The sequence below is a fragment of the Actinotignum schaalii genome (assembly GCF_028864145.1).
GTDB classification, from domain to species: Bacteria; Actinomycetota; Actinomycetes; order Actinomycetales; family Actinomycetaceae; genus Actinotignum; species Actinotignum schaalii_B.
In genome coordinates this window covers 1-23,488 of sequence record NZ_JARBHJ010000004.1, presented here as the reverse complement: position 1 = coordinate 23,488, position 23,488 = coordinate 1, and the positions used below count along the sequence as shown (strand labels likewise).

19 protein-coding genes are annotated in these 23,488 nt (G+C 58.0%); 5 read left to right on the top strand and 14 right to left on the bottom strand.

The annotated features are described in order from the left end of the window. Nucleotides 1-69 precede the first annotated feature (69 nt). The 4 genes from PWJ82_RS01515 (at nucleotide 70) to PWJ82_RS01500 (ending at nucleotide 5,980) form a co-directional block, all read left to right on the top strand. Nucleotides 70-948 (top strand): DNA-processing protein DprA, encoded by an 879-nt coding sequence (locus PWJ82_RS01515; RefSeq protein ID WP_274735005.1) that lies wholly within the window; start codon nucleotides 70-72, stop codon nucleotides 946-948. Continuing rightward, nucleotides 945-1,709 carry a hypothetical protein gene (locus tag PWJ82_RS01510; RefSeq protein ID WP_016442234.1) on the top strand — a complete coding sequence of 255 codons (765 nt, stop codon included), beginning with the start codon at nucleotides 945-947 and terminating at the stop codon, nucleotides 1,707-1,709. Before PWJ82_RS01515 ends, PWJ82_RS01510 begins: the two co-directional genes overlap by 4 nt. Nucleotides 1,710-1,725: 16 nt before the next feature. Continuing rightward, a complete protein-coding gene (locus PWJ82_RS01505; RefSeq protein ID WP_016442235.1) occupies nucleotides 1,726-2,163 on the top strand; it encodes a DUF4913 domain-containing protein in 438 nt (145 codons plus the stop codon). 130 nt (nucleotides 2,164-2,293) lie between these two features. Beyond that, nucleotides 2,294-5,980 (top strand): N-6 DNA methylase, encoded by a 3,687-nt coding sequence (locus PWJ82_RS01500; RefSeq protein ID WP_274735002.1) that lies wholly within the window; start codon nucleotides 2,294-2,296, stop codon nucleotides 5,978-5,980. 65 nt (nucleotides 5,981-6,045) lie between these two features. Here PWJ82_RS01500 and PWJ82_RS01495 read toward each other — a convergent pair whose 3' ends face one another. From PWJ82_RS01495 to PWJ82_RS01455, 9 genes are all read right to left on the bottom strand, one after another. Beyond that, nucleotides 6,046-6,822, bottom strand: a complete 777-nt coding sequence (locus PWJ82_RS01495; protein WP_016442238.1) for a hypothetical protein — start codon at nucleotides 6,820-6,822, stop codon at nucleotides 6,046-6,048. A 42-nt stretch (nucleotides 6,823-6,864) separates the two neighbouring features. Continuing rightward, nucleotides 6,865-8,625, bottom strand: coding sequence for a TraM recognition domain-containing protein (locus tag PWJ82_RS01490; RefSeq protein WP_274735001.1), 1,761 nt, complete (start codon nucleotides 8,623-8,625; stop codon nucleotides 6,865-6,867). Continuing rightward, nucleotides 8,622-8,939 (bottom strand): hypothetical protein, encoded by a 318-nt coding sequence (locus PWJ82_RS01485; RefSeq protein ID WP_274734999.1) that lies wholly within the window; start codon nucleotides 8,937-8,939, stop codon nucleotides 8,622-8,624. Before PWJ82_RS01485 ends, PWJ82_RS01490 begins: the two co-directional genes overlap by 4 nt. Next, on the bottom strand, nucleotides 8,932-10,182 hold the full coding sequence (locus PWJ82_RS01480; protein WP_274734998.1) for an ATP/GTP-binding protein: 1,251 nt from the start codon (nucleotides 10,180-10,182) through the stop codon (nucleotides 8,932-8,934). The genes PWJ82_RS01485 and PWJ82_RS01480 overlap by 8 nt, the downstream gene beginning before the upstream one ends. 212 nt (nucleotides 10,183-10,394) lie before the next feature. Continuing rightward, complete coding sequence (locus PWJ82_RS01475) at nucleotides 10,395-11,885, bottom strand: SCO6880 family protein (RefSeq protein WP_274734997.1); 1,491 nt, start codon at nucleotides 11,883-11,885, stop codon at nucleotides 10,395-10,397. Continuing rightward, complete coding sequence (locus PWJ82_RS01470; protein WP_274734996.1) at nucleotides 11,882-13,477, bottom strand: hypothetical protein; 1,596 nt, start codon at nucleotides 13,475-13,477, stop codon at nucleotides 11,882-11,884. Before PWJ82_RS01470 ends, PWJ82_RS01475 begins: the two co-directional genes overlap by 4 nt. Next, nucleotides 13,465-14,196: a hypothetical protein gene (locus tag PWJ82_RS01465; RefSeq protein WP_274734995.1), complete on the bottom strand. Its 732-nt coding sequence runs from the start codon at nucleotides 14,194-14,196 to the stop codon at nucleotides 13,465-13,467. The genes PWJ82_RS01470 and PWJ82_RS01465 overlap by 13 nt, the downstream gene beginning before the upstream one ends. A gap of 44 nt (nucleotides 14,197-14,240) precedes the next feature. Further along, nucleotides 14,241-14,537, bottom strand: a complete 297-nt coding sequence (locus PWJ82_RS01460) for a hypothetical protein (RefSeq protein ID WP_274733723.1) — start codon at nucleotides 14,535-14,537, stop codon at nucleotides 14,241-14,243. 14 nt (nucleotides 14,538-14,551) lie between these two features. Continuing rightward, nucleotides 14,552-15,139 (bottom strand): DUF6668 family protein, encoded by a 588-nt coding sequence (locus tag PWJ82_RS01455; protein WP_274734993.1) that lies wholly within the window; start codon nucleotides 15,137-15,139, stop codon nucleotides 14,552-14,554. A gap of 154 nt (nucleotides 15,140-15,293) precedes the next feature. On the opposite strand from PWJ82_RS01455, the gene PWJ82_RS01450 reads away from it, so the two are divergent. Continuing rightward, the gene (locus PWJ82_RS01450; protein WP_274734991.1) at nucleotides 15,294-15,599 is read left to right on the top strand and encodes a hypothetical protein; all 306 of its coding nucleotides are present in this window, start codon (nucleotides 15,294-15,296) and stop codon (nucleotides 15,597-15,599) included. Here PWJ82_RS01450 and PWJ82_RS01445 read toward each other — a convergent pair. The 5 genes from PWJ82_RS01445 to PWJ82_RS01425 all read right to left on the bottom strand — a co-directional run. Continuing rightward, entirely contained in the window at nucleotides 15,542-16,930 is a 1,389-nt protein-coding gene (locus PWJ82_RS01445; protein WP_274734989.1) for a hypothetical protein, read from the bottom strand. The genes PWJ82_RS01450 and PWJ82_RS01445 overlap by 58 nt on opposite strands. 182 nt (nucleotides 16,931-17,112) lie before the next feature. Beyond that, entirely contained in the window at nucleotides 17,113-20,187 is a 3,075-nt protein-coding gene (locus PWJ82_RS01440) for a VaFE repeat-containing surface-anchored protein (RefSeq protein WP_274734987.1), read from the bottom strand. A gap of 109 nt (nucleotides 20,188-20,296) precedes the next feature. Beyond that, nucleotides 20,297-21,328 (bottom strand): hypothetical protein, encoded by a 1,032-nt coding sequence (locus PWJ82_RS01435; RefSeq protein ID WP_274734985.1) that lies wholly within the window; start codon nucleotides 21,326-21,328, stop codon nucleotides 20,297-20,299. Between the two features lie 73 nt (nucleotides 21,329-21,401). Further along, nucleotides 21,402-23,003, bottom strand: coding sequence for a hypothetical protein (locus PWJ82_RS01430; protein WP_274734984.1), 1,602 nt, complete (start codon nucleotides 23,001-23,003; stop codon nucleotides 21,402-21,404). 69 nt (nucleotides 23,004-23,072) lie between these two features. Next, on the bottom strand, nucleotides 23,073-23,488 hold a 416-nt coding region (locus PWJ82_RS01425; protein WP_274734983.1), incomplete at its 5' end, for an integrase core domain-containing protein.

The window sequence follows — 23,488 nt, the reverse complement described above, 5'->3', positions numbered from 1 at the left end:
TGACTTCGGTGATACGTTTCCCCTTTACGAATATGGTGGCACCGCTAAGATGGAGAGCAAAGATAGGAGGTGGCAACAACAATGAGCCAGTTAGTGGACATTCTTGCTCTTGCGCGTAAAACCAATAAGAAGATCACACAACCGGTACGCCTTGCCACCCTGCTATACGAGGGGATTGACGCTGCCCTCATGGAAGTTGATCCCGGAGCCTTACAACCATGCCAGCTCGAGCGTGAACAAGCTGCCCACGATATTGCTACCTGGAATGAGCGCGGCATCAACATTCTGTCGGTAGTAGACCATGACTACCCCCAATACCTCGCCCAAGTACGCGAAGCACCCTTGCTCATCTACTACGAAGGCAAGATCGAGCCGGTAGACCGCGCGGTAGCGATTGTTGGTTCACGCCAAGCTACGCGAGAGGACTGCGAACGCGCGCGGGTGATCGCACACCTGATGGTTGAGCAAGGCTACAGCGTTGCCAGCGGACTCGCGCGCGGTATCGACACCGCCGCACACGAAGGAACCCTAGAGGCCACTGGCCGCACCATCGCCGTCATGGGAACCGGTATCGATATCACCTACCCGCCCGAAAACACCCAGCTACGCTCACGAATCGTGGAAAGCGGCGGCCTCGTTCTCACCCAGTTCGAGCCAGGTGCCCCGCCCACCAAGGTGTCATTCCCAATGAGGAACGCCACCATGTCCGGATATTCTCAAGCGACCATAGTGGTGGCCGCTGGTGAATACTCGGGGACCCGTAACCAAGTACGCGCCGCACTAGCCCACGGACGCAGCGTTATTCTCCTTGCGCCCGTGGTTCGCGAAACGCAATGGGCAAGAAAGCTTGTGGGTAACCCGGGCGTGTATATTGCCTCCAGTATGAAAGATATTCGCGAAGCCCTGGAGAGTATTGCGCGTGCCTATAACCTCTTTGCCCTGACATGATTAGCTGGCAAGAACTCTCCCTCATCTGGGCACAGGCAGGCCCCACCATTGGAAACCTCGACTATATTTCCGCGGATTTAGCACCTTACGTATGTGCGGTGTGTCGCGGCCCGCGCGACTTTCGATACAAGTACTGCCCGCGGTGCCATAACTACCCAAGCCTTATCGACGAGACTGGCTTTTGTACCTACGTATATAAAGGCAATCAGCTCTTGCGCTACATGTACGACTACAAGGCACGCGGGACGCAAAACGAAATCAAGCAGGGCCTGGCACGCCCAGCGCTGTGCATGATCCTCGGAATCCAGCTAAGGAACCACTTGGATTGTACCTGCGGGAAAATAATCCGTGGCTATGACGCCTGGACGCTCGTCCCCTCAACCAAACACGCCCCAGAAGAAGGCGCCGCACATCCGCTCTACCACATCCTCACCAACACCATCCGCCTGAACGAGGACCTTCCCTACCTGCCCATCACAAGCCTCGACACTGGCACAAATCCACGCCAAGTCAGTCCAAACAGATACAAATTCGCGATACGTCCCACCCCGCCGCGAGTCCTCGTCATCGACGACACGTGGGTATCCGGCTCCCACATTTTCTCAGTCGCTGCACGCCTGCGTGAATACGGGACCCGGCACATCTCTACGTTGTGTGTTGCGCGCATGATCAATCCAGACTTTTACAACGGGAAAACCGTCCTCGAGACAGCCGAAAAGACGCATATCGGCCGCGCCGGAGACTACTGCCCGTGGCTATAAGAGAGGAGAGACTTTCATGCCCGGAAAACAGAAATTTAAACCCATGTATACCGATGAGTTTGAGTTTTTCGAGAAATGGCTCGCACCGAACTACCGCCGCTCCATCACCACCGGTTGCGTATGGTGTCCCTTATGGTGGGACCACCCCGAGGCGAGAACCCGTGTCCGAGCGATGTGGGAAGCCTGGGAAATCTACCGCTTCGAAAAACCCGTGGGCGGCCTCGCGGCATGGTTCACCGACGTCGCCGACCCGATGATGAGGGTGCTTCTGGATCCGAACGCCGTGTTTAAAGGATGTACAGCGATGACGCACTACGCACGCTCCGGCCCTGACCTAGGCTTGCCGTTTGTCTCGTCAGGTACGGAAATAGCTGAAAAGATGGCGGAAAATAGAGCACGGTTACAACAAAAAACTGCGCCAGAACCACACATCTACTTTTCTACCAAGAATTGAACACTGCCAAGAGCTGTTGTAAGCCAGCGAAGATACCGGAGCAGTACTGGCTATCGTGCCACTCTCAATTGGTAACATCACATAGATGTCTCATGCGGGCACATACGTTCATCGTTACAAAGGAGTCAATATGACCATCAATAGGGCGAACTTGAAACAAACCCTCAAGTCTATAGGATTCCGCTTTACCGGTGAAAAGGGTGAGGGAAAATTCGGGGAAGGTTTGCTCGACCGTGTTCAAGTCGATCTTGAAAACGAAACTATAACCTACCCGGAAGCCTTACGAGTGAACGAACAACAGACGACGAATTTTTCAGCTCCCGAGAATTTCGTTGTACTGGAATGCGTTTTTCGGCTCTTGAAAAAGGGGTATCGACCCGAGCATATTGAACTCGAAAAACGCTGGTCTCTCGGCCATACCCCGAAAGGTGGTCGCGCGGATATCTGTATTTATGACGCTACCGGGCAATGCGTTATCACAATCATTGAGTGTAAAACGGCTGGTAGCGAATATAAGAAAGCGCGCCGAATTCTCCTTAAAGATGGGGGACAACTCTTCTCATATCGCCAGCAAGAGGGATCGGCAAAATGGCTTGCCCTCTACGCCTCCGACTTCAAGGATGGCAAGGTAGAATACCAGACTGAGGTAGTCGCTGCTTTTGATGATCCTCAAAAGGTTAAACAGGCGGAAAAAGACGGAACCATTACGCTTTATCGTGAAGCTACATCCGTCGAAACGCTTTTCTCTGTTTGGCAAGAGACGTACGGAAAGCAGCTTCAAGGCGACCTTATTTTCAATCCCGATTCAAGCGCCTATAATGTTCAGATTCTCCCTTTGCGTAAACGAGACCTCAAAGCATTCACGCCAGAAGATAATATTGTAAACCGCTTTGAGGAGATCCTGCGCCATAATAATGTCTCCGATAAGGAAAATGCCTTCAACAGGCTTATAGCGCTTTTCATTTGCAAGCTCGTTGACGAATACGGCAAGAGTGAAAATGATGAAGTCGAATTCCAATACCGGCAAGGTGCCGACACATATGAATCGCTGCAGGATCGTCTGCAACGACTTCATCAACAAGGTATGCAGACATTCATGAAAGAAGAGATCTTCTACGTTCCGGCTGATTACCCCTCCCGCTTGTTCGCAACATATACCGAGAGTAAACGGGAAAGGGCAATCGAGGACCTTGATCGTACAATAAGAATCTTGAAATTCTATTCGAATAACGACTTCGCGTTCAAGGATGTGCACAACGAAGAACTTTTCCTACAGAACGGAAAAATTCTCGTAGAAATGGTTCAACTCTTCGAACGCTATCGAATTGTCTACACTAAAAAGCATCAATTCTTAGGCGATCTTTTCGAGCAGTTACTCAATAAAGGCTTCAAACAAAACGAAGGCCAGTTCTTCACACCCATGCCAATTACCCGTTTCATCTGGGATTGTCTTCCGATGAACAAAATTGCGGGAAGTGCTGCGGCGCCGAAATATCCGCGCGTAGTAGATTACGCCTGCGGTGCTGGGCACTTCCTCACCGAAGCAGTGGAAGCTATCAATGCTTTTCATAAATCACACTCGGACAACTCTTGGGTGAGAGACCATATTTTTGGTATCGAGAAAGACTACAGACTTGCACGAGTATCTAAAGTTTCTCTGTTCATGAATGGGGCAGGGGAGGGGACGATTATTTTCGGTGACGGATTGGAAAACAAAACCGATCAGGGCCTAAAACCAAACAGCTTCGACGTCCTTGTTGCGAACCCACCATACTCTGTAAAAGCTTTCAAATCCCACTTAGATCTAAAAGGAAACAATTTCGAGCTGCTGAAGTACATCACCGATCAGGGAGGTGAAATTGAAGTACTATTCGTTGAGCGCATCGCCCAGCTTCTCAAACCGAAAGGTATCGCGGCGGTGATCTTACCGTCATCAATTTTGGCTAAAAATACAGCTAGCTACAAGGGTTCGCGCGAGCTACTACTACAGAACTTTAAACTGCGCACAATAGTTCAGTTTGAATCTAAAACTTTCGGAGCAACAGGTACCAAGACTGTCGTATTGTTCCTGGAGAAGTACGATGAACCCCCGAAACGTAGCGCTCTTATCTCTGACTGTGTCGAGGCGATCCTGTCCGGTGCTGACATTAGCAAATGGGAAGACGAGGAAATCCTTGCTGACTATCTCGAACATATCGAGGTCTCCCAACGCCAGTATTTCAGTGCAGTCACTAGGAAGTCGACAAGCTTGGACGAGCTTGCGCAAATAAACCACTTTAAGCCGTATCTACAAACTTTCAATACTGGAATGGTACAAAAAATCGAGGGGCGCGAAGAATTCAAAACCCTTTCACAACACGAACAACAAGCTTATGTCCGCACTGCCTTTTATGATTTCATTCGACCTATCGAAGCAGAGAAGCTGCGCTACTTCGCGCTCACCCGCGACCAGTCCACGCTAGTCATAACAGCCCCGAGCAATACTAAGAGTGAAAAAGAATTCCTTGGCTACGAATGGTCAAACCGCAAAGGCAGCGAAGGAATCAAAATCTCACATCCGGGAGGCAAACTCTATAACGAGCAAAATCGCCAAGCCGAAGGAACCTTAGCTGCCGCAGTACGTGACTCATTCACAGGAACTCCACATTTGACTCGGGAGAGTCGCGCTTATGCGTCCGTGTTACGCACCAAGGATATGCTCGATTTCTCCCGAACCGAATTCAATCTGGAAATTAAGACCGTGGGAGACAAGCAGATAGTTATCGAATCAAAGTATCCAACGGTTTTCCTCGGTGAACTCAATAAGATCGAGATCAGGAAAGGACAATCTATTACCTCCAGCCAAGCTGGAAACGGTGACGTTAAGGTCGTTGCCGGTGGAAGAACGTTCGCATACTACACCGATGTTGCAAACCGTTCTGCTGAGATCATTACTATCAGCGCATCGGGCGCGAACGCCGGATTCGTCAATTATTGGCAAGAAGAGATTTTCGCTTCAGATTGCACCACAGTCCAAGCTTCTGATCCACTCACTACACGGTGGCTTTTCTATTTCCTGAAGTCTGTTGAAGCGCAAATTATGAACGTACTCCAGAAAGGCGCAGCGCAACCACACGTCTACCCAAGCGATATCGAGAGGATCAAAATACCCGTTTTAACTAAGGAACAACAGCAACAAGTTGTATCAGCTTGCTCAAGTATTGATGCTGCCTACGAAACGACACGCATGAGTATCGCAACTTACCGAGAGAAAATCCAACAACTGTTTACCGAACTTGACATTTTAGCTGCGGGGGGGGGGCACCGTCTCAAGCTTGCTGACCGTACTCATTTTGATATCCGCATCGGCAAACGTGTTCTCACCAAGGATCTCAGTTCAGACGGTAGCGTTCCGGTTTACAGCGCTAATGTCGCTGAACCTTTCGGTTATCTGAACCAAACCCTTTTCGATGATTTCAATCAGCCGTCGATTCTCTGGGGTATCGACGGTGACTGGATGGTTAGCTATCAGGAAGCAGGCAAGCCCTTTTATCCCACAGACCATTGCGGGGTCTTACGTGTCGTGTCCGATGCGGTGCAGCCCCGCTACCTTGCCCACGTTCTCCAGAGCGCTGGCCGGAAGGCAAGGTTTTCACGTGATTACAGGGCTTCGATCGACCGCATTTCGAGCTTGAGTATCCAAGCGCCCGATATCAACGCGCAGCGCCGAACTATCGAACGAGTAGAAGAGCTGGAAATGAACATAATTAATGCGCAACGTGAGCTAGACAATCTCTCTGAGCGAAGAAACGAAGTCGTTGCCCGGTTCCTTCGCTGAAATCGTCAACTCTTGACTGGATATAGACGCGCGGGTGTAGTGACTTTCCCGTAATTTATCAACGTCTATTGTGTGAGAGACGGCTGCTCGCTGGCCACGTTCTTCACCTTTGGCTTCTTCTTGTCAGGAGTTGCAACTGTTGCCGCTCGGGTGGCCGGGTTACCCGGGCACGCGGCTTGAACACTGTATTCGCCGGTGAGTGCTCCTTCGCCGGTATCCTCGCTGAATTTGATGCCGGCGGCTGCGGCTTTCTCCCGCATCTGCGCTATGCGTTGTTTCATCGCCTCGATACCCAAGACCGGCGCGTCCGGCTCAGCTGCTTCACTCTCCACACCAACCCCCGGCACGCCAACCCTCGGGGCTACTGCGGCCGGGTTAGTGGTGGACGCTGGTGTCTTGTCCGACGTCGCCACGTCAGGACGAGCATCCAGGGCGGCGGTGAGCTTATCTACCTGTTCGGGCGTGAGCGAGTTCGTGTCTGCTCGGTCGATCATGTCGTCAGTAATCCCGTGGTCTTCCAGGAAAGACGCAACACGAGCATGAGCCTGCGCCGCCAATGGATCGGCCCCTGCATATTTCTTCGATAGGCCATACATGCGGGCAATATCCATCGCGCTAGCGCTGTCCCACCAGCGTTCGTTGCTTGCTTGGGCGAGGAAAGGACGCGCAACCCCGAGCTGCGCCGTGAATGCTTGCTGGGCGGTGGCGGCGCGCTGCGCCGAGCGCTGGAGGTGTGCGGCATACTCGGTTTGGACGCGCGCGACGATCATCGATGCCGCTTTCAGGAGCGCTGCCAGGGACTCGGCGGTCTCGTCCATGACGTCTTCGGTCTGCTCGTTCATGGTGTCTTCTCCTTCTTTGATCTGAATAGATTTGTATGGTGGTTAGTTGGTCCAGGCATCACGCCCACCACTGGGCACTGCGCTGTGAGGTGTGGCTGTGGAGCCGTAGCGGGCAATAGACTCTTCCACCAACTCTTTCTTATCTCCCTCAAACCAGGGGAGGAGCCGGATGAGAGTGGGTCTAGATTTTGAGGCGAAAAGCCAGGCACGCCACGCCGGTAGCGCTGCCAGCTCCGCTTCACTCGCGATAGGCACCTCTAAAGAGTTTTGGGAGATGGAGGTCGATCGCACACCTTTCGACAGTGACGTCGAACGTTGGGAAGTCCTATAAGTTCCGATGAGTTTCGAGATTTTCGCGAGGATCTCGGTCTCTTTAACACCACCCGCATACAAAACGTTATTCGCCGCTGACCAGAGCATATTCATTCCCGCTTCACCCCACACGGAGACCCCTTGCGACCAGGACTGCAAGATCGTGTGGAGGCAGATGCCTTTCGACCCGAAATGCGAATAAAGACGCGGTAGTTCACGCCAAGGACAGACGTTCGCTGCTTCATCAAGCACGACCATCATGGGGGTGGCAAGACGCCCGCCGCGCTGACTCTGTGCGTAGTTTTCAGCCGCCAAACACGTCACGGCCGTCAGGGCCGCAACCAAGGGTGCGATTGCTGCGCCGTCAACGGACATCGAATAAAGCGCTTCGCGGGTTTGCACGAACATAGCTGGATCGAATTCTGCCCCGCCACCATCCCACCACGTCCTGGTTTCGGGGTCGCCCACCCATTCCAAACCACTACGCGCATGTGCCCACATCCCGCCTTTCGTGACGGCGGGGAGGTCCATTTGTGCACGGAGTAGCGCAGCGAGTTCGCCCATCCCGTGGTTACGAAGAATGTCGATAGGGGTCTCATCCAGGGTGGATTGCACCCAGGTGTAGACGTCGGCCATGGAGCGGTGCTCGAGCGCGGCCGCAGCAAGCAAACACGCGCGGATTTGTTCCCCGCCGCCATCCCAAAAGCTGTCATAGGCTTTAGTCGACATGCCAGCCCTAGCTGCATCCCCCAAAACTTTTGCTAGGTGGGTGGCGCGTGAGAAGAGGCTCCCGCCATAAGCAGCGTTGGTGAGGTAGGTGAGGGGATTCCACCACATGCCCCCGGGTTTTTGCAGGATATTGCAGGGGTCAAACACCCACACCCGCTCACCCAGTTGCTCGCGGGCATAGCGGGTGGCGTCAACGAGGTCACGTTTATTCGACGTCGCCAACACCGCTCCCGGCGCTTCCAGAAGCAAAGGAATCGCGTAGCCGGCTGTTTTACCACCGCGCGGCCCGGAGAGCATGAGCGAGACACTCTCGTAGTCCCCGTAGAGTAGTTCGCCGGTGTCTACCGCGCGCCCGAGCTTGTAACCTACGGGGTTATCTCCTGTGATGCCGAGGCGCTGGGCTTTCTCGGCAACGACAGTGCGTTGGAGGGCTTGGCGAGCAGAGCGTCCGCCGGTCAATCTGGCTTTGTTGTCTCCTCGTGCCCGCCGCCCCCGCACCCGGTATACACGCCAAGAGATCAGGCCGGCGATAGTTAGGACAATGCACGCAAAGAGAGCTGCCACTACCCATGTCATGCTGCTCACGTGGAGCTTGCCAGTCGCCAGGTAAATGATGAGCACTAGCGGGTTAAACGGTACGGCTTCGCCGGTGATGAGGCCGGCGAGGAAAAAGGATAAACACAGGCACACGCCGACGCCGATAGCACCGAGCGTTGCGATTAGCGTGCCGACGTCGCCGGTCGTTCCGGGCTTATTACTCATGACCTATCCCCAGTCGTATTGTCGCCTCGCTGTTGTCCGGCCCGGGTGAGGTAGCGCAGGAGATGCCAGGTGGCCCGCCCGGTCAGATCAGCGAAAATAATCGCGAAAAAGATGCCCAGGGTCAATGTTTTGGCTGTTATTTGTCCGCTAAGTAGAGCGGCCATCATGCTGAACGGGTAGGTGGGGATGTCCTCCCCGGTCGCAAAAGAAGCGAGCAAGAGTCCGGCATAGAGGGTAGAAAGGATCCCGAGGCTGATCGAGAACCACACCCGGCGCGGAATGGGGCGGTGGTAGTGGTTATTGTTGTTATTCATGCCATCTCCAAGAAGTATCAGACAAATCACGCTCACAAGGCGTGAGTACGCATTCGGCGGGGATGCCGGGCTGCCGGCCGACCTTGATCAAGAACCGCCCGCGCCCAACCGGCGCAGACAGCCTGCCGGTATCCGGGTCGAGGCTCCCGGGATCCTGCCAGGACGTGAGTACGTCTTCCTCAGCGCTGTTCAGTCTTACGGCACCGCGAAGTAAACCCATTTCTCGCTCGGGCAGCCCGCCGAGCAAGCAAACGCCGGCACGCTCGACAAACCCGCGGGCTTTCGCTCGGGCTTGCTCGCTGGCTAGGGCCTCGAGGTCGCTCATGGTGTGGGTGATCATGGCCTGGCCTACCGCCCATTGGCGGTTGAGGCGGGTGAGTGCGTCGACGGAGTCGACCATGCCCTCCCCCGCCCGGAGGACGCGCCAGAGTTCGTCCATGACCACAAAAAACAACCGGCGCGTAGCTATACCGGCGTCGGCGAGCATGTTCGCCGTCGTGATATTTCCGAAGCCATACGACCAACACGCCAGCAACACTGCGGCCTGTAATGCTTCATCCGCACCCGACACCGCGGAGACGTCGAAGACCACGCTACGGTCCATCCGCATAGGCGTTGTTGTGGGGGCGGCGAATATCTGCCCAAAACGCCCACCCAACAAAGCCATGAGCGACGCCTCGAGAGCCTCCGTGACTTCTAGGTAGCGGTCGATGGAGCCGCGATCAAGTGCCGCGAGTCGTACGTCGTCTGGGGCTGCCCGAACAATAGTGAGGATGTCGCCGATTACCGGCACGCTACCCGGATTATGGGTATCCCACACCCGCAAGGCCCGGTCAAGGATAGTCCTTTCGCGGTCGGTAATACGTCCCCCGCGCACCAGCTCAACAAGGGAGGAAAGCATGGTGAGCTGGCGCGCATGAGCGGAATTCAATAGATCGAGGCGAGCCTGGCCGGTGAGTTGGCTGGCGGCTGCGGGCGTGTTTCCGGTGTCTAGTGGATTCAGGCTCACTCCGCCTCGTCCGATGGTGATGCACTGGCCACCCATAGCCTCCACCAAATCCACATAATCCGGTTTCAAATCACCGAGAACCATTGTGGAAACCCCGAAGCCGGCCAGACCCAAGCTGATATGCCGGACCGCGGAGCTTTTGCCGAGGCCGGGCAGGCCGAGGACGAACATCGAGGGGTTGGAGATCATGCCCGCCCTAAACCAGGAGATCGGGTCGAAACAGACCGGCGACAAGCTGCCGCCTTTCTCGCACTGGCCGAACGGCACCCCAATCAAGGGTGCTGGCGCACCGCTAGCAAACGGCCAGAGGCCACATACCTGCACCGAGGTGCCGCGCCATTGTGGGAGTGCGGGCACGTATGCTTGGCGGCCGCCTCCGCGTCCGGTGAACCCCCGCGAACCAGGCACCCGCCCGTTCAGTATGGCCGCGGTATTGCTCTGTTTGCTCATAGTGCCTCCCGAACACTCTCACTAATCACGGAATAGCGCCCTGGCATAATCCCCAAAGGCAGTGAGATAGCGAAAGCCGAGTCTTGCCCACCAAAACATTTACGGATCCGAATCCGAGCGCTCGAGGCCAACGACCCGACCGCATCAACCATGTCCTTGACGTCATCCCCGCGCGTGCTAGTTGCGGTAATGACCATGCCGAAATTCTCTAGCCCGGCGCCGGCGGCCTCCTCGGCCGCCGACGCCATAGCGTGAGCCAAGGCAACCTCATCGCGTGCCCGCACATTCGTTGACGAAGACACCCGCACGCTGGCGGCGTTTTTGTCTTTCTCCACGATCTCGCCCGCGCGTCCGGCCTCGATAGGCCGATAAAGCAGGGCGACGCGTTTGCGGGCAATACGAGGCGACGGAGCAAGCAGCGAGGCAAGGATATTGGATTGGACGATGCCGCGGGGTGCGGCGCTCATAACCCACGACACCGACACCGCACCATCATGGGCCAAACTATCCCAGTTAGCTTGGGTAGCGGAGGGTCCGATTTCGCTCCAATCGAGCGAGATGCTTTCGCTGTTCGAGAGTGCGTCGTCGAAAATCTCTTGCGCATCAGGGTCATACGCCAGGCGCACTACCCGCCCCACACCCGCGGAATCTAAAGGCCGCACGAAACCCGCACCAGTCCCAGTCAATGCCTGAGACAAGGACGGGAGGCGGGTGGCAAGCTCCTGGCCCGCTTGTTCTAAGTCGAGTGTCTTCCCGCTACCCTTCCCCAGATGATTCTCAAACGTTAGCGTCACGTAGGCCCGCAGGGACGCGGAACCATACGGGTATATCTGGCTTACTTCGCTGAGCATCTGTTCAGCGAGCGGTGGGATGTTTTCTGCTCTGTTTGCGGTGATTTCCCGCTGGAGGCGCGAGCCGGTATCGGGTGCGGATTCCACGACAACGCTCGCACCTACCAGGCCTGGCTCTTCCCCTAAGCGCGCCAAAAACTGCCCCCACCGGGCGACCCAGGTGTCGACCTGGTCTTGCGTGACGAGGGATGCTCCTTCACTCTCACAGGCGAACACGACAGCGAAAGTGCCAGTTTTACCGGTTGTGATGACGGCGAAGTCACGTCCGAAACCATCCACAAAATCAGCCACCCTCGTGGGTGCGAGAATACCCGGGAGCATGAACGGGCCGCCGGTGACTCCGAGTGGTCCGCCGCGGTACAGGTTCTCGCCGCGTCTGCGGGAGCGTAGGAAACGCATTCTTTCTCCAATCTTCCCCGCCAAAGACACGGAGTGTGCGTCTTTGCGGGCAAACAACAAACCAAGACTTCCGCAGATAGTCCCGAGCACCAGGGCGGGGATAATCCCGGCAATAATCTGCACCAACACCATGAGAATTAACAGTGCGAAGACACCGACAGTCAGCGCACCAGAGAGCCTGCCTATCCCGGGGGCTTGGGGCTTGCGCCAGTGGCCGTATGTGCGTGGTGTGCTCATGCGTTTTCCTCGCTCTCACTATCCGCGCCGCTGGCTAGATTCGATGTGAAGGCGCCGACCCCGCGGGCTTTATCGAAAGCGCCCCGGCCGGGCTGTTTGGTTGGTAGGGCGAACGGTGAGGCCGGCTTTGCGGGTGGGGTTGGGGCAGCGCCGCTAGCCTGACCACCCGCCGACACCGGCTGTGTAGAGGTTGGTGGGAGTGGGGGGGTCTGTGCCTGCTTCTTCGCCGCCCGCGCACGCCGCGACACCTTCTTCCCGCTGCTTGTATTCGGTGCGGGTGCGTTGGTAGCGCCACTAGCCGCGCCGCTCCGGCTAGCCGGGCCTGTCCTGCTTGTCCCGGTGGTTCCGGTGGTTGTTGCGCCGGTCGCAGCCACACCACCACTACCACTCGCCGTGCTACTGGCACTTGTTTTTGTGGCGCGGGCGGCTCGGACTTTCGAGACACCGCCACGGGCTGCGGCGACTCCGCCGCGGGCGACTTTAATAGCGCCCGACGCCACCAAAGATCCCGCTGCTCCGCCGAGGCCTGCCGCGATACCACTCATCCCCGCGCCTGAACTCATTGAGGCGGTTGCGGGGACGACGAAACGCATGAGGGCTGGCATCGCGAACCCCGCCAAGCAAAGCACACCCACACCCACGAGAATCGTCGTGACGGAATTGGTGAGGGAGCTGTCGTCTCCGATGGCGGCTTTCATCTGCTCGAGCACGCATTTTTGGTATTCCTCGAGTTTCGCTTCGTCGAAGGTTCCGCAGGCTTGCTCAACGCGCGCGGTCATGGTCGGCGGGCTATCCGAAGAGATCAGGCGCATGCCGATAGAGAGGATGATGGCGAACGCCGGCTTATACAGCAGGAAAGCGATAATCCAGGTTTTTGTTTTCTCAAACCACTGCCGCCCCACCGCGGTGTTGGTGGCCGCTGCCGAAAGCGGCAGAATACCGATCAGGAGCACGAGGAAAGAATCCCGACACAACAGCAAAATAAGGGCGAGGAGGGTGCCGAGCAGCATCGCCGCAAGCAAGAAAATCGTCAGGATCGCCAAATTTGTGCCCTCATCAATCATGACATTGATCGCAGCCTGAACACTCTCCATCGACCCCGACGACGCCAAGAGCCAGCTTGAGAAAAGGGAAGATGCTTCCATGAGGAGTTGGACGACCGTCACACCCGCACCGCTCACGATGACGAGTTGGATGACGGAGGCCAGCATGTCGCGTAGGGGTTCGCCGCGTCGATGCCACGCCATCGACCCCGCACCCACCAACACGCCCAAGAGCATAAAAAGACCGGTTGCGTAGGAAAGCGAGTCATGAATCCACGTGATCGCCTCCGTATCTTTTAAATTCAGGCGCGGATTGGAGGAAACAAACCCTACGAGAAATTCGAGGAGCCACATGCTTGCTGCGGCCATTGCTTCAGCGAGCAACTCAACAACGGAGCCGACGAGGGTTCCAATGCCCTTGCCAACCCAGGCAAGCGGGTTCAAAATACTCCACCCACACACATCCGTCACACACACCATGGGTGCCGGGCCTCCGGGCACCCAAGCCGGTGCGGGAGTCAGGAACTCCGCAAACGCTACCGCGTCCATAGCACCCACCCAGTCGAAAGCGGCCGATCAACCACGGTGAGGACCGTGGACATGTCCGCCACCGGAACCACCCTCCACATCTGCGCCTTTTTGTCGTAGGTGAGGTCAAGGCTACGGCCAAACACCACGCCAGGCTTAGCGTCCAGCATGAACGCCACCCCGACACTAGCCCGCTCTAAGTCGTAGTCGAAGACCTGGAAACCCACCAAACGCGGCGCGGGAAGTACCCGCCCGGCTAGCTCACCCGCCGCCTCAAGCAACACCTTTTTGTCTGGCCCGTCTGCTAAGAGTTCGTTGAGAACCTTTTGTGCGTTTGGGCCGCCGACCGAGGACAGGCTCACGTAGTTGAGTGCAGCTAAAACCGCGGCCTTCGGGGTGTTCGTATACCCGCGCGCCACCGGAGTCTGCTCACATGGGCCGGCTCCGGGTAGGGTTGCTAGCCGCACGCCCAGCGGGCCGTCCTGCCAGACCGGCGTGAAATTCCGGTCGGGGAGCGTCATGTCGCCAAAGTCGAGTCCGCATTCAGGTGTTGCCGACGCCGGTGGCGCGGGCGCGGCGGTGGTGGGGATGGAGGGGACCGGCCCGGGCGTAGGTTCTGTGTGAGTATTCGCGGGTGCGATGAGCGCCCACACCACCGCCACCACGCCAGCAATGACGAGCAAACCGCCTATTGCTAGTCCTACACCCAGGCTCCGGCCTGGCTTGGTTTCTTTACCCATGCCTTTCCCTCCATTCCGTTTCTCGTCTTTTTGCTGCGGGCTGCTTATAGGGTGATGAACGCGCCGATAAGCGAGGTAGCCGAACCAATCAACACCAGCGCCGCCAAGACCCAGAGCAAGCCTTTGGCTTCCTCGAGGCCCTCGCCATGGCGTGCGTTGATGGCGAGCTTGCCCGCAACAATGAAAATCCCGAGCAAACACAACACGCCTGCGCCCCAGGCCACATACCCGAGAATCTGGGTGATCTTTTCCGTTCCCGGGGGCTGAGTCGGTGTCACCTCAATAAGCGGTAAAAGCGCCGCGTGAAGGTAGGCTTCCAGGGCTGATAGCTGGGTAAACATAGTGGTTTTCTCCTTTAGTTATCTAGGGAATCCCCACCCATAGCGGGGATGTTGGTATCAAAAAATTCCGATTCTTCTGGCAGCCCGGCGAGTTCCCGCAGTTCTTGGATGGCCTTATGTACGGCGAGTTGCGGGTCGTCTCGCCCGCACCGTATTGCCTGGCTGTAAGGGATGCGCCACACGGCCGGAAACACAGACTCCGTCAAAGCACGTGCCCGGGCTAGCTCGCGCGGCAAGCGCCCGGGCTGATCAGCAACAAGCACCAACCCGAGACACTCGACACCATTCGTGCGCCCACCGAAGACCGCGCCCGCACACTCACGCGCCGCCGCCATGCTGGTAGCGGTGGTGCGGGCAACCACCACACACCTCGCCGCCTGCGGCGCTGAGACCGGCCACGCACGCCCAAAATCAACCAACCCACACAGCGCCGCCAGGGTGGTGGTACCCACGCCCCCACTCGCACCCACCGCAAACACCGCCGTGCTCGGATCAGTCCATACACACGGCAGGACAGTGCCTTCGCCTGGCAGGTCAGGAAGCTGACCCCACGGCAGGGCAAGCCCGGCACGATCTGGTTGTTTCATCTTGTGTTTACGCATGTACGCACACCTCCACGAGGTCCGGCTGACATACGCGCCGCACACACCCAGATGCATGTGACGCAAATCGCGCCCGTGCGTTGTGTGTGCACGCTCCACTAGCAAGACAAGACCGCAAAACAAACGGACAACACCCAACGCAAGGAGTATTCACATGCACAAGAACACGAACACGAGCACAACGCCCACCCGACCGGGAGTCCATCTGGGCTGGCCGCGTGACGTCGAAACGAACATCGAAACCGTCTACGCGGTAACCCGCGACCGCCTCCCGCCGTTCGTCCAAGAATCCCACTGGTATACAAATATTGAAGACGCGCGAGCCGCCGCCAGCGAAGCCGGCGGCATCGTGTGGGCTAGTCAAATAGTCACCACCATGTCGATAAGCGAATGGGCACTTGTTCACGAGGCCACCCCCAAACCAGATTCATTCGGGGAAGAAACACCCGACCCGAGGTGACAGGTGCCATTGACGATACGTTGGAGCCGGTATTCTTCCCGCTCGGTAAACGTGCGCCGCCCGCGGGCGAAACCCAAGAGGAACGATCCTTCCTCACCCGCGCGCCGCGCCCCACTAAGAAGACCCATCCACGCACCAATCACTCTCGGGCTAAGCCCAAGCCGGGCCAGCTCAGCGTCTTCACGCGCTTTCGTGATCCGGGCGTGAAACCCCCACCGGGTGCAAATCTCAAGCATCCGCCGAGTCGCGTGCCACGCCAAACCCTGGTCAACCCCGCGGGCGACCAGCTCGCCGATAAGGAACTGGATGCCGGCATTCCAGCCGGTTATGTCTTCCACTAAGACCTGATCAAAGCCATGCTCATAATTCCCAACTGCGCCCGCGCTGCTCTCATCGGCGGCATCGAAACGAGTCTCATCACCTGTCGGCAACTCAAAGGTGCTCGCCCGGTTAGTCTTTTCATACTGGCGGGCCGCTGCCCGCAGCACATACGCCCACCCAAACTCAGCCCCGATAACATCGCGGGTTTGGGTGCGGATAATCTCCCACACCCGAGCACAAACATCAGCAAGCACTTCTCTAAAACCAAGAGGTGAGTTGTGCTTGATCAGGAACGCTAGGCGGGAGCGCGTACGCGCCTCAATAGCTATCAAGAGCCGGTCAATAATCTCCTGGTCGGCCCACCCACACTCCTCCAAATACGCGAGAATCGTGGTGAGTCCTTCGTTCGTGAGCGGATCCGCCACCTTGATATGGGCGGGCGTGGTAGTCACGTGGTCAGTGCCAGCAGTGCCAGCAGTGCCAGCAGTGCCAGCAGTGCCAGCAGTGCCAGCAGTGCCAGCAGTGCCAGCAGTGCCAGCAGTGCCAGCAGTGCCAGCAGTGCCAGCAGTGCCAGCCATGCCAGCCATGCCAGCCATGCCAGCCATGCCAGCCATGCCAGCCATGCCAGCCATGCCAGCCATGCCAGCCATGCCAGCGTCGCTGGCGGTCGTGGTGAGTGTTGTCGAAATAATACGCAAGCCACGCTCTAACTCACCGGCCGCCGAGACCGGCGTGGCCGTGTCGTCTAAATACTCGCGCGGAGCAAGAACACTAAAAGCAGTGCCGGTGGTGGTTTCTTGCACCGCGAGCAGGCCCGCATCAATAAGCTCGGCCAATGCTTGCGTAAAGCTTGATTTATTCAATCCTGCTCGTGCCTGTAAATCCGCGGGCGTCAGGATACACACCCCGGCCGGATCCGCGAAAAGAGACACCACGCCGAGGAGGGCGAGAGCATTTGCGGTGGTGCGTCCGCCTTGCTCAAGTGCCCACACGCCAAGCCGCTCACCCATCAGCGCCACCTCCTCACACAGATACACAGGGGTAATAAAAAGGAAGAAAAAGATAAGGAAAAGAAAAGGGGAAGGATTGCGATACGCCCCACCGAGAACGGGGAGGGTGGTGTGCCCGCACCCACACCTAGAGTGCGGGCACACCACTACTTACCTACCTATATGTAGGGGAATATTTTTGGTTAGTTGTTACGACGACGCAGCACCGCAGCCGCGCCAACACCAATAAACCCAAGCGCAAGGATGCCTCCGCCGAGGATGCTTACCCCGGTACGGGTTAGCCGCCGCTTCGACTTGTCGTTATCCCCATCGCCGGGAATCTCCACCGACACCGTCTGAGCATCGTCCTTGAGGTCGTGGTGAACCGAGACGGTGCGGCCGTCTTGGGTCACGGTCTCGAAAACGACAACGCGCTTACCCGCCAATTTGCTGGCATCGAACGTAATGTCAATTGAGGCGCAGTCGTTCGCGGCCGCCGGAATGAACTTCGAGGTAACCGTTACGGGCTTGCCGTTCGCGTCAAGCAACGCATCACCGTTATCCAACATCAACGCGGTCGTAATGTCATACTCGGTACCCGGCACGAGCGTGCCGGCGACATCGCACACCCGGTCGGTGATCACCGCATTCGGGATCGGTGCTAGCACCTTGTCGCCGTCGGTCTTGTCGGTCGCCGTGGTTTGAAGCTTCGAGAAGCTCACCGTCTGATTGAGATCGTTAATGTCCGTGTGTACGGCGATTTCGCGGCCGTCTTGCGTCAGGCGCTCGAAAGCCACGGTCTGCTTACCCGCAAACAACGAACCATCCACCGTGAACACGACAGTGGCGGTGCCGTTCGGTGTCTCAGGTGTAAACGAAACGGTGGAAACAATCTTGTCTCCGTTCGCGTCCACGAGCGGCTTACCGGTCGCCTTATCCATAAGCGTGCCGGAAAGCTCGTATTCCTTGCCAGGCTTGAGATTCTGGTACGAGACCGTATCGACAAGCTCAACCTTCGCGGTATTCGGTGCCACATGCGTGTTCTCATGCGTCAAAGTGGTGTGAATCGACGGCTCAGGAGTAATGGTGAACTGCTCGGTCACGTCCTCAACGCTCGTCGTGAGCGGTTGGACACGGTCATCACCAGCAAAGCTGCTGACGAAAACATACGTGCCCGGCAGATTCTTACCAGCCGCGTCTTGCTTTACCAACCACGATGTGTCACCAACGCTGGGATAGAACCCGTTCTTCGCCAGAATGCTCACGGTCTCGCCGATCTTCTCAGCCTTGGCGCGGTTCGCTTCCGTCACTTCTAGGCCGTGGGGGAAGAAGAGCACTTCATGCTCGATCACCTGGGTATCAGGCTTGAATCCCATTCCACCCGCAAAAGCCGGATGATTAGCGGGCATGCCCGTCACGAACACGTCATCGACCAAATAGGTACCCGACTTGGTATCGCGGATAGAGAGCGTGGAGTCGATCTTGGCGGGGTAACGCACGCTCGTGGTCTCGTCCGGAAGGCCAAACTGGTCGGCCCACCCTGGCTTAATCCACTTCGCGGAATCGGCGGGCTGGTCTTCAGCCTTGACTTCCCAGACCCAGGTGACGAACCCGGCTTTGGTCGTCGGCTGCGAGAGCGTGGCTTTAAGCTCGCCGGGGCCGTTCGCTACAACGGTCACGGACTCGATCAGTTCGGCCGACGCCGGAACCGCATCCGCGGTCGAGGGTAGCTCGGTCGGGGAAACATAATACGCGGAAGCACGGTAGGTCACCGGCACATAGGTGCCTTCATCAAACGATGCGCCAGGCGCAACGATGCGTGTCCATTCACCGTCGCGATACTGCGGGTCAGCCTTAGCCTCGAAAGTATCGGAAAGCACGGTGCCCTTGTCAATCACCTTAGCGTCAGCAACGTGTGAGGTGCCGAGGGGCCTGAAGTCGAAATTCTCCGACGTGGTTTCCGCCTCAAGGCCGAACGAGTCACTCCAGTTCTGGTGGATGTATTGGCTGTTCGCGCCTTGCTTGTTCTTATCGACGCTCCAAACCCAAGTGACATATCCGCGCTTGGGCGTGGTGAGTTTTGCTTCGAGTTTCTGGCCCTCGCCCGTCGCGGTCACGTCCACGCTGCCGAGTACCTCGGCACCCGCCGGAATAGTCGTTGAGGTGGCGGGCTTGGTGCGGCCCGCCCAATAAGCGGTCGCGGTATAAACCACGGGCACGGGCTTGCCGTTTACCTGCGTCCACTGCCCATCCCCATAGTTCTTGTCCACGCTCGTGGTGAGGGTGTCGGAGATTGAGCCGTCGAGGTTAATCTCCTGGGAGACCGCCTGGCTGGTGCCGGTGGGTTGGAAATCAAAAATCACACGCCACGATTGGCCAGGGACCGTAACTTCTTCAGGGTCGGATGCCGGGCGATTACCGTACGTGACCATATCCTGGACGCTGCCGTCAGACCCAAATTTTGTCACGGTGCTGCGGACTTCGGCGTGATAAACGGCGTTTCCTGTGACAGTTCCATTACCGGTCGCAGTCCAATTGAGCGTGACCGGCTCACTTGCCGTGTTACCGCTCCATACATTGGTTCCGGTGGCATCGAAAACAGCCGGACCGTTCAGAGTGACTGTGAATGGGAGATTCGGAACATAAGCACCTGCGGAATTAACCTGGCCGAGTCCGGTAATAGCACCCGTGCGCTGACCATCCCCTTGGACAGTCCATGACTCATAGCCCGCTACCGCTGAGTTGCGGGCTTCTGCCACATATTGCAATGCGCGTGTCCAGGTGTCGGGCTGCTGGGTTTGTGTGGCTCCGGCGATCTCGTGAGCCACCGCTGCGGTGTTTTCGAAGTTCGCGTGCATGAGCAAGCCGAGGGCCGCGAGATTCGTGTCATCGCCCGTGTTGCCCTGGTACTTGTGCAGGATCCAGGCCGCTTGTGGCGTCGTGAGCGCCAGCTCGGGAATATGTTGTGCCGAATCGGTCAGGGTCGCGATTGAGGTCAGGTCTCCCGGGCCTGGGTCGGCTTTCTTGCCATCGATGCACCATTGGGGTGCCGGTTCAATCCCAACCCCGCCGATTTGGGGTGTTTGGTTGACGTGTGGGCCAAGCCGGAGATAACCGACGGCGTTGATGCCGTTGAGGTTGAGGCCGCGGCCGGTGGTGGAATCCCACAGTGCCATGGCATTCCCGCCGCTGAGTAGGCTGGAAACAATTAGTGTGAATGCCGCGAGGAGTGCGGCGAGAGTCCGGCCCCGTGGCCGGATCTTTGTGTTCGCTGCCATAATAGGTAACGAGTCCTTTCATCGAATCTATATTGCTAACGTGGTTCAAAGAGGGATTCATCGGCTCGGTGCTTGTTGGCGCAGGCACCGAGCCACCTTTAGCCCGATATCAGGGCTTGCATGGCCAGGAATTACCGTGCGTATCGAAACAGACGCCTTCCCCGGAAGTGTTGTCGACGATTATGTCGCCGGTGTTTACCCATCCGCCGCCGTTGTTGTTTGCGGGTGCCGGGTCCGGGTCGGGTGCTGGGGCTGCTGGTGCGGGTGCCTCATAATCCGAATCATCTGACCATGAAGAAGACCCGCTTTCCGTTGCGGAATACTCGCTAGTGGCTTCCGAACCACCACCAGACACTGGGGCCGGCGCGGACGGTGCCGGAACCTGCTGGGCGGCCGCCACCTTCCCATTCAACGCATCAAGGCGGGCCTGAAGCGCTGCGGTCTTTTCCTTGAGAACCGACACACGCACGCTCTTCCCGGAAGTCGCGAGAGCCTTGCAGTCCGCGCTCAGGGCATCGGCTTCACCTGCAAGACCCTCAACACCACGAGCACTTGCTGCGGACATCTCACACGATGTCGCGAGGTTTGCTGCGTCACCGGCGAGGTATGCCGTGGTAGCTGCCTCGAACTGGGTGTTCAGCTTCCCGGCCGCGTCCTTGATCTGAGCAGCCTGGGCTTGCATATCAGTAGCCGCGTCCTGTAAAGCCCCCGCTTGGGACCGCGCCGTAGCCGCATCCAGTTCCTTGGCGTTCGCCGCCTTGAAAGGCTCAGCCAGCCCGGCACGCGCGGTCTCCACGGCCTGCGCCAACGCTGCACAGTCTGCGGGCACGCCGCCATCAGCCTCACACTCCTGCGATGTGAACCCGACACCGTCAACGGCCACCTGGAGCGCGGTGCGGGCTTGCTCGTTGACCGTCACGGCCTCGCTGTAGGCCGCGCGAGCCTCGTCGACGCCACTTGAACGCTGCGCCAGATATACACCAGCGCCGGCCACGATTGCCGCAGTGATAGCCACGCTCGGCCACAGCCACACACGCCTACCACGGCGCTGCCCGGTAGCAGTCTCGCCAGCGACACCGACTGCCTCGTCGCCAGCAACGGCAGTAGCCGTTTCGTCAACCGTGGTTGTTTGCTCGCCCATGGCTCGCCCTCCCTTTTCGCTAAAAAATCTCTCAAAAACTTGCGGGTTGTCTTTTCTTCAGCCTAACCCGTCACTAGGCCTTGCCAGAACCCCTACACCGCACCGGCCCGGCCTCACCCGGCGGCCCAGTCGAGGCCGGCTCCGGAGCCGGCGAGCGAGAGCGGGAAACCCTCGCCCGCAGCCCCTCAGGCATCCCACACACCTCACCCGGATCCGGCCGAGTATCCACCACCACCGGGGAACGCGGCTTCGGTGGCCGGGGCGGGCGAGCCAGCGCGATATCGCGGATGCGATGCGCAACAACCCCGCCGGGATTGCGAGTTTCCCCGAGCGCGTTGCCGGCTAGCTGGGCGCGAATCTCCGCGCGCTGCCAGCCCGAATCAAGCGCTACCTGCAAATCCCGGGCAACCGCCACAAACCGGGCCGGTGCCAAGAACCGCACCAAGTCACGCGGCACGCATTCACCAATCAGGCTAGCTGCCCAGGCTTGCTGTGAACGCTGGTCCTGCCGCGAGCCTTGCTGGCTCACGCCACGCGGCGGTTGCGCAGTGCTCGACGGCTGCCCGCCGCTACCCGGCGGTTCCTGCCCGGCATCCGGCCGCCCCGAACCGCCCGGCACAGGGCCGCGCCGAGCTTGGCCCTCGACGGGCCGCATCGGCTCACGGCGAACCGGAGCCGGAGCTACCGCGGCCGGCACGGGGTGTGGGGTAGTCCCGCCAGGGACACCCCCACCCGCACCCTGCTCGGGGTGCTCGACCTGGGAATCATCTTCCACACCAACCATGCCAGACGCCTCCGACACGAAAATTTCGCCTGGGCTTGGTTGGTTGGTTAATTCCGAACGTAGTGAGGAATTATTGGAGATCTCTTTAGAGATCTGCGCCTGGGCTGACCGTGCTGCGGTCCACCGTGCTCCGGTAATCCCCGCACGGTGAGAACCTGTGGATAACTCACTACCAGGTTCACCTACCGCGGAATCTCGCGGTTCCCACCGTGCCGAGGTTTTCCAGGCACGGTGAAAATCCGTTCCACTTTCGTTACCTGGGTCACTCTGAGAATTTGTAACTGTAGGACAGTTCGAACCGGGCGTTTCGTGGTTATCCACAGGCTCGGTAGTGGCTGTTTCAGGGTTATCCACAAGGAGTACGGCTGTAATGATCGGCTCCGCGCTCTCACCTGCGTCTCCCGTTGGGACGGGTGACGCTCCTGGCACGGATGCCATCGGCATGGCTGGTGCCTCATCGAGGCACACCTCATTTTCCATACCGAACTCACCGACCGGTGCAGTGCGTGTGAACTCGCCCGGGTGGCTCGGACAGCCAACTACCTGGCGGGCGGTGATCGCTCCGCTTTCCATCCGCCCCTGGATTTCACAAAGCGCCTCACCCACGGACACGGGGGTGTCAAACATGACCACCAGTTCGCGGATTTGACCCGAGGCGCGGGTGCGGAACCGGAAACGATAATGCTGCTCTTCTAGGAGCGCGAGGGCTTTGCGGGCGCGGTGTTCGCCCATATCCCGGCCCATGAGATCGCGATAACCAACAGGCGCATTCGGCGGCAACGAGAGCGACACAGTCGCCAGCGCGAGGGCATCATAAGAGAGTGCCTTGTTGAAGATCATGGAGTTCGGTAGCGCCGTAGCACCCCGCCGCACCGCAAAATACTCACCCATGACACACCCCCACACTGGAACTACCGGCAGCAGCCGGCGTATGAAGTGGTCTGGGTTTTGTTCCGCTTCTTATACGGGGGTCAATTGTCTGACCTGGTGTTGATTATAACTTGCAAGAGTCTCCTCGGGAGTGGCATAGCCCAGGGACTGATGAATCCGGATGTTGTTCCACCAGTGCACCCAGTTCAGGGTCGCCCACTCGACTTCAGCGCATGATCTCCAAGACTGGCAGTAGATCAGCTCGGTCTTGTAAAGGCCGTTAACTGTCTCGGCTAGAGCGTTATCGTAGGAATCCCCGACAGTTCCGGTTGATGACTTGATACCGGCGTCTGTCAACCGTTGGCCGTATTTAATGCTTACGTATTGGGACCCGTGATCGGCGTGATGGATTAGCCCTGCCAGATTGTCTTTAGCGCTGTTGATTGCCTGTTCTAAGGCCTCTAACGGTAACGCCTCAGTGGACATAGTCGACCGGGTGGACCAGC

Excerpts from the sequence above, each read along its gene's own strand:
- PWJ82_RS01510 (WP_016442234.1), top strand. The coding sequence starts at position 945 with ATGATTAGCTGGCAAGAACTCTCCCTCATCTGGGCACAGGCAGGCCCC.
- PWJ82_RS01505 (WP_016442235.1), top strand. The coding sequence starts at position 1,726 with ATGCCCGGAAAACAGAAATTTAAACCCATGTATACCGATGAGTTTGAG.
- PWJ82_RS01500 (WP_274735002.1), top strand. The coding sequence starts at position 2,294 with ATGACCATCAATAGGGCGAACTTGAAACAAACCCTCAAGTCTATAGGA.
- PWJ82_RS01495 (WP_016442238.1), bottom strand. The coding sequence starts at position 6,822 with ATGAACGAGCAGACCGAAGACGTCATGGACGAGACCGCCGAGTCCCTG.
- PWJ82_RS01490 (WP_274735001.1), bottom strand. The coding sequence starts at position 8,625 with ATGAGTAATAAGCCCGGAACGACCGGCGACGTCGGCACGCTAATCGCA.
- PWJ82_RS01485 (WP_274734999.1), bottom strand. The coding sequence starts at position 8,939 with ATGAATAACAACAATAACCACTACCACCGCCCCATTCCGCGCCGGGTG.
- PWJ82_RS01475 (WP_274734997.1), bottom strand. The coding sequence starts at position 11,885 with ATGAGCACACCACGCACATACGGCCACTGGCGCAAGCCCCAAGCCCCC.
- PWJ82_RS01470 (WP_274734996.1), bottom strand. The coding sequence starts at position 13,477 with ATGGACGCGGTAGCGTTTGCGGAGTTCCTGACTCCCGCACCGGCTTGG.
- PWJ82_RS01465 (WP_274734995.1), bottom strand. The coding sequence starts at position 14,196 with ATGGGTAAAGAAACCAAGCCAGGCCGGAGCCTGGGTGTAGGACTAGCA.
- PWJ82_RS01460 (WP_274733723.1), bottom strand. The coding sequence starts at position 14,537 with ATGTTTACCCAGCTATCAGCCCTGGAAGCCTACCTTCACGCGGCGCTT.
- PWJ82_RS01455 (WP_274734993.1), bottom strand. The coding sequence starts at position 15,139 with ATGCGTAAACACAAGATGAAACAACCAGATCGTGCCGGGCTTGCCCTG.
- PWJ82_RS01450 (WP_274734991.1), top strand. The coding sequence starts at position 15,294 with ATGCACAAGAACACGAACACGAGCACAACGCCCACCCGACCGGGAGTC.
- PWJ82_RS01445 (WP_274734989.1), bottom strand. The coding sequence starts at position 16,930 with ATGGGTGAGCGGCTTGGCGTGTGGGCACTTGAGCAAGGCGGACGCACC.
- PWJ82_RS01440 (WP_274734987.1), bottom strand. The coding sequence starts at position 20,187 with ATGGCAGCGAACACAAAGATCCGGCCACGGGGCCGGACTCTCGCCGCA.
- PWJ82_RS01435 (WP_274734985.1), bottom strand. The coding sequence starts at position 21,328 with ATGGGCGAGCAAACAACCACGGTTGACGAAACGGCTACTGCCGTTGCT.
- PWJ82_RS01430 (WP_274734984.1), bottom strand. The coding sequence starts at position 23,003 with ATGGGTGAGTATTTTGCGGTGCGGCGGGGTGCTACGGCGCTACCGAAC.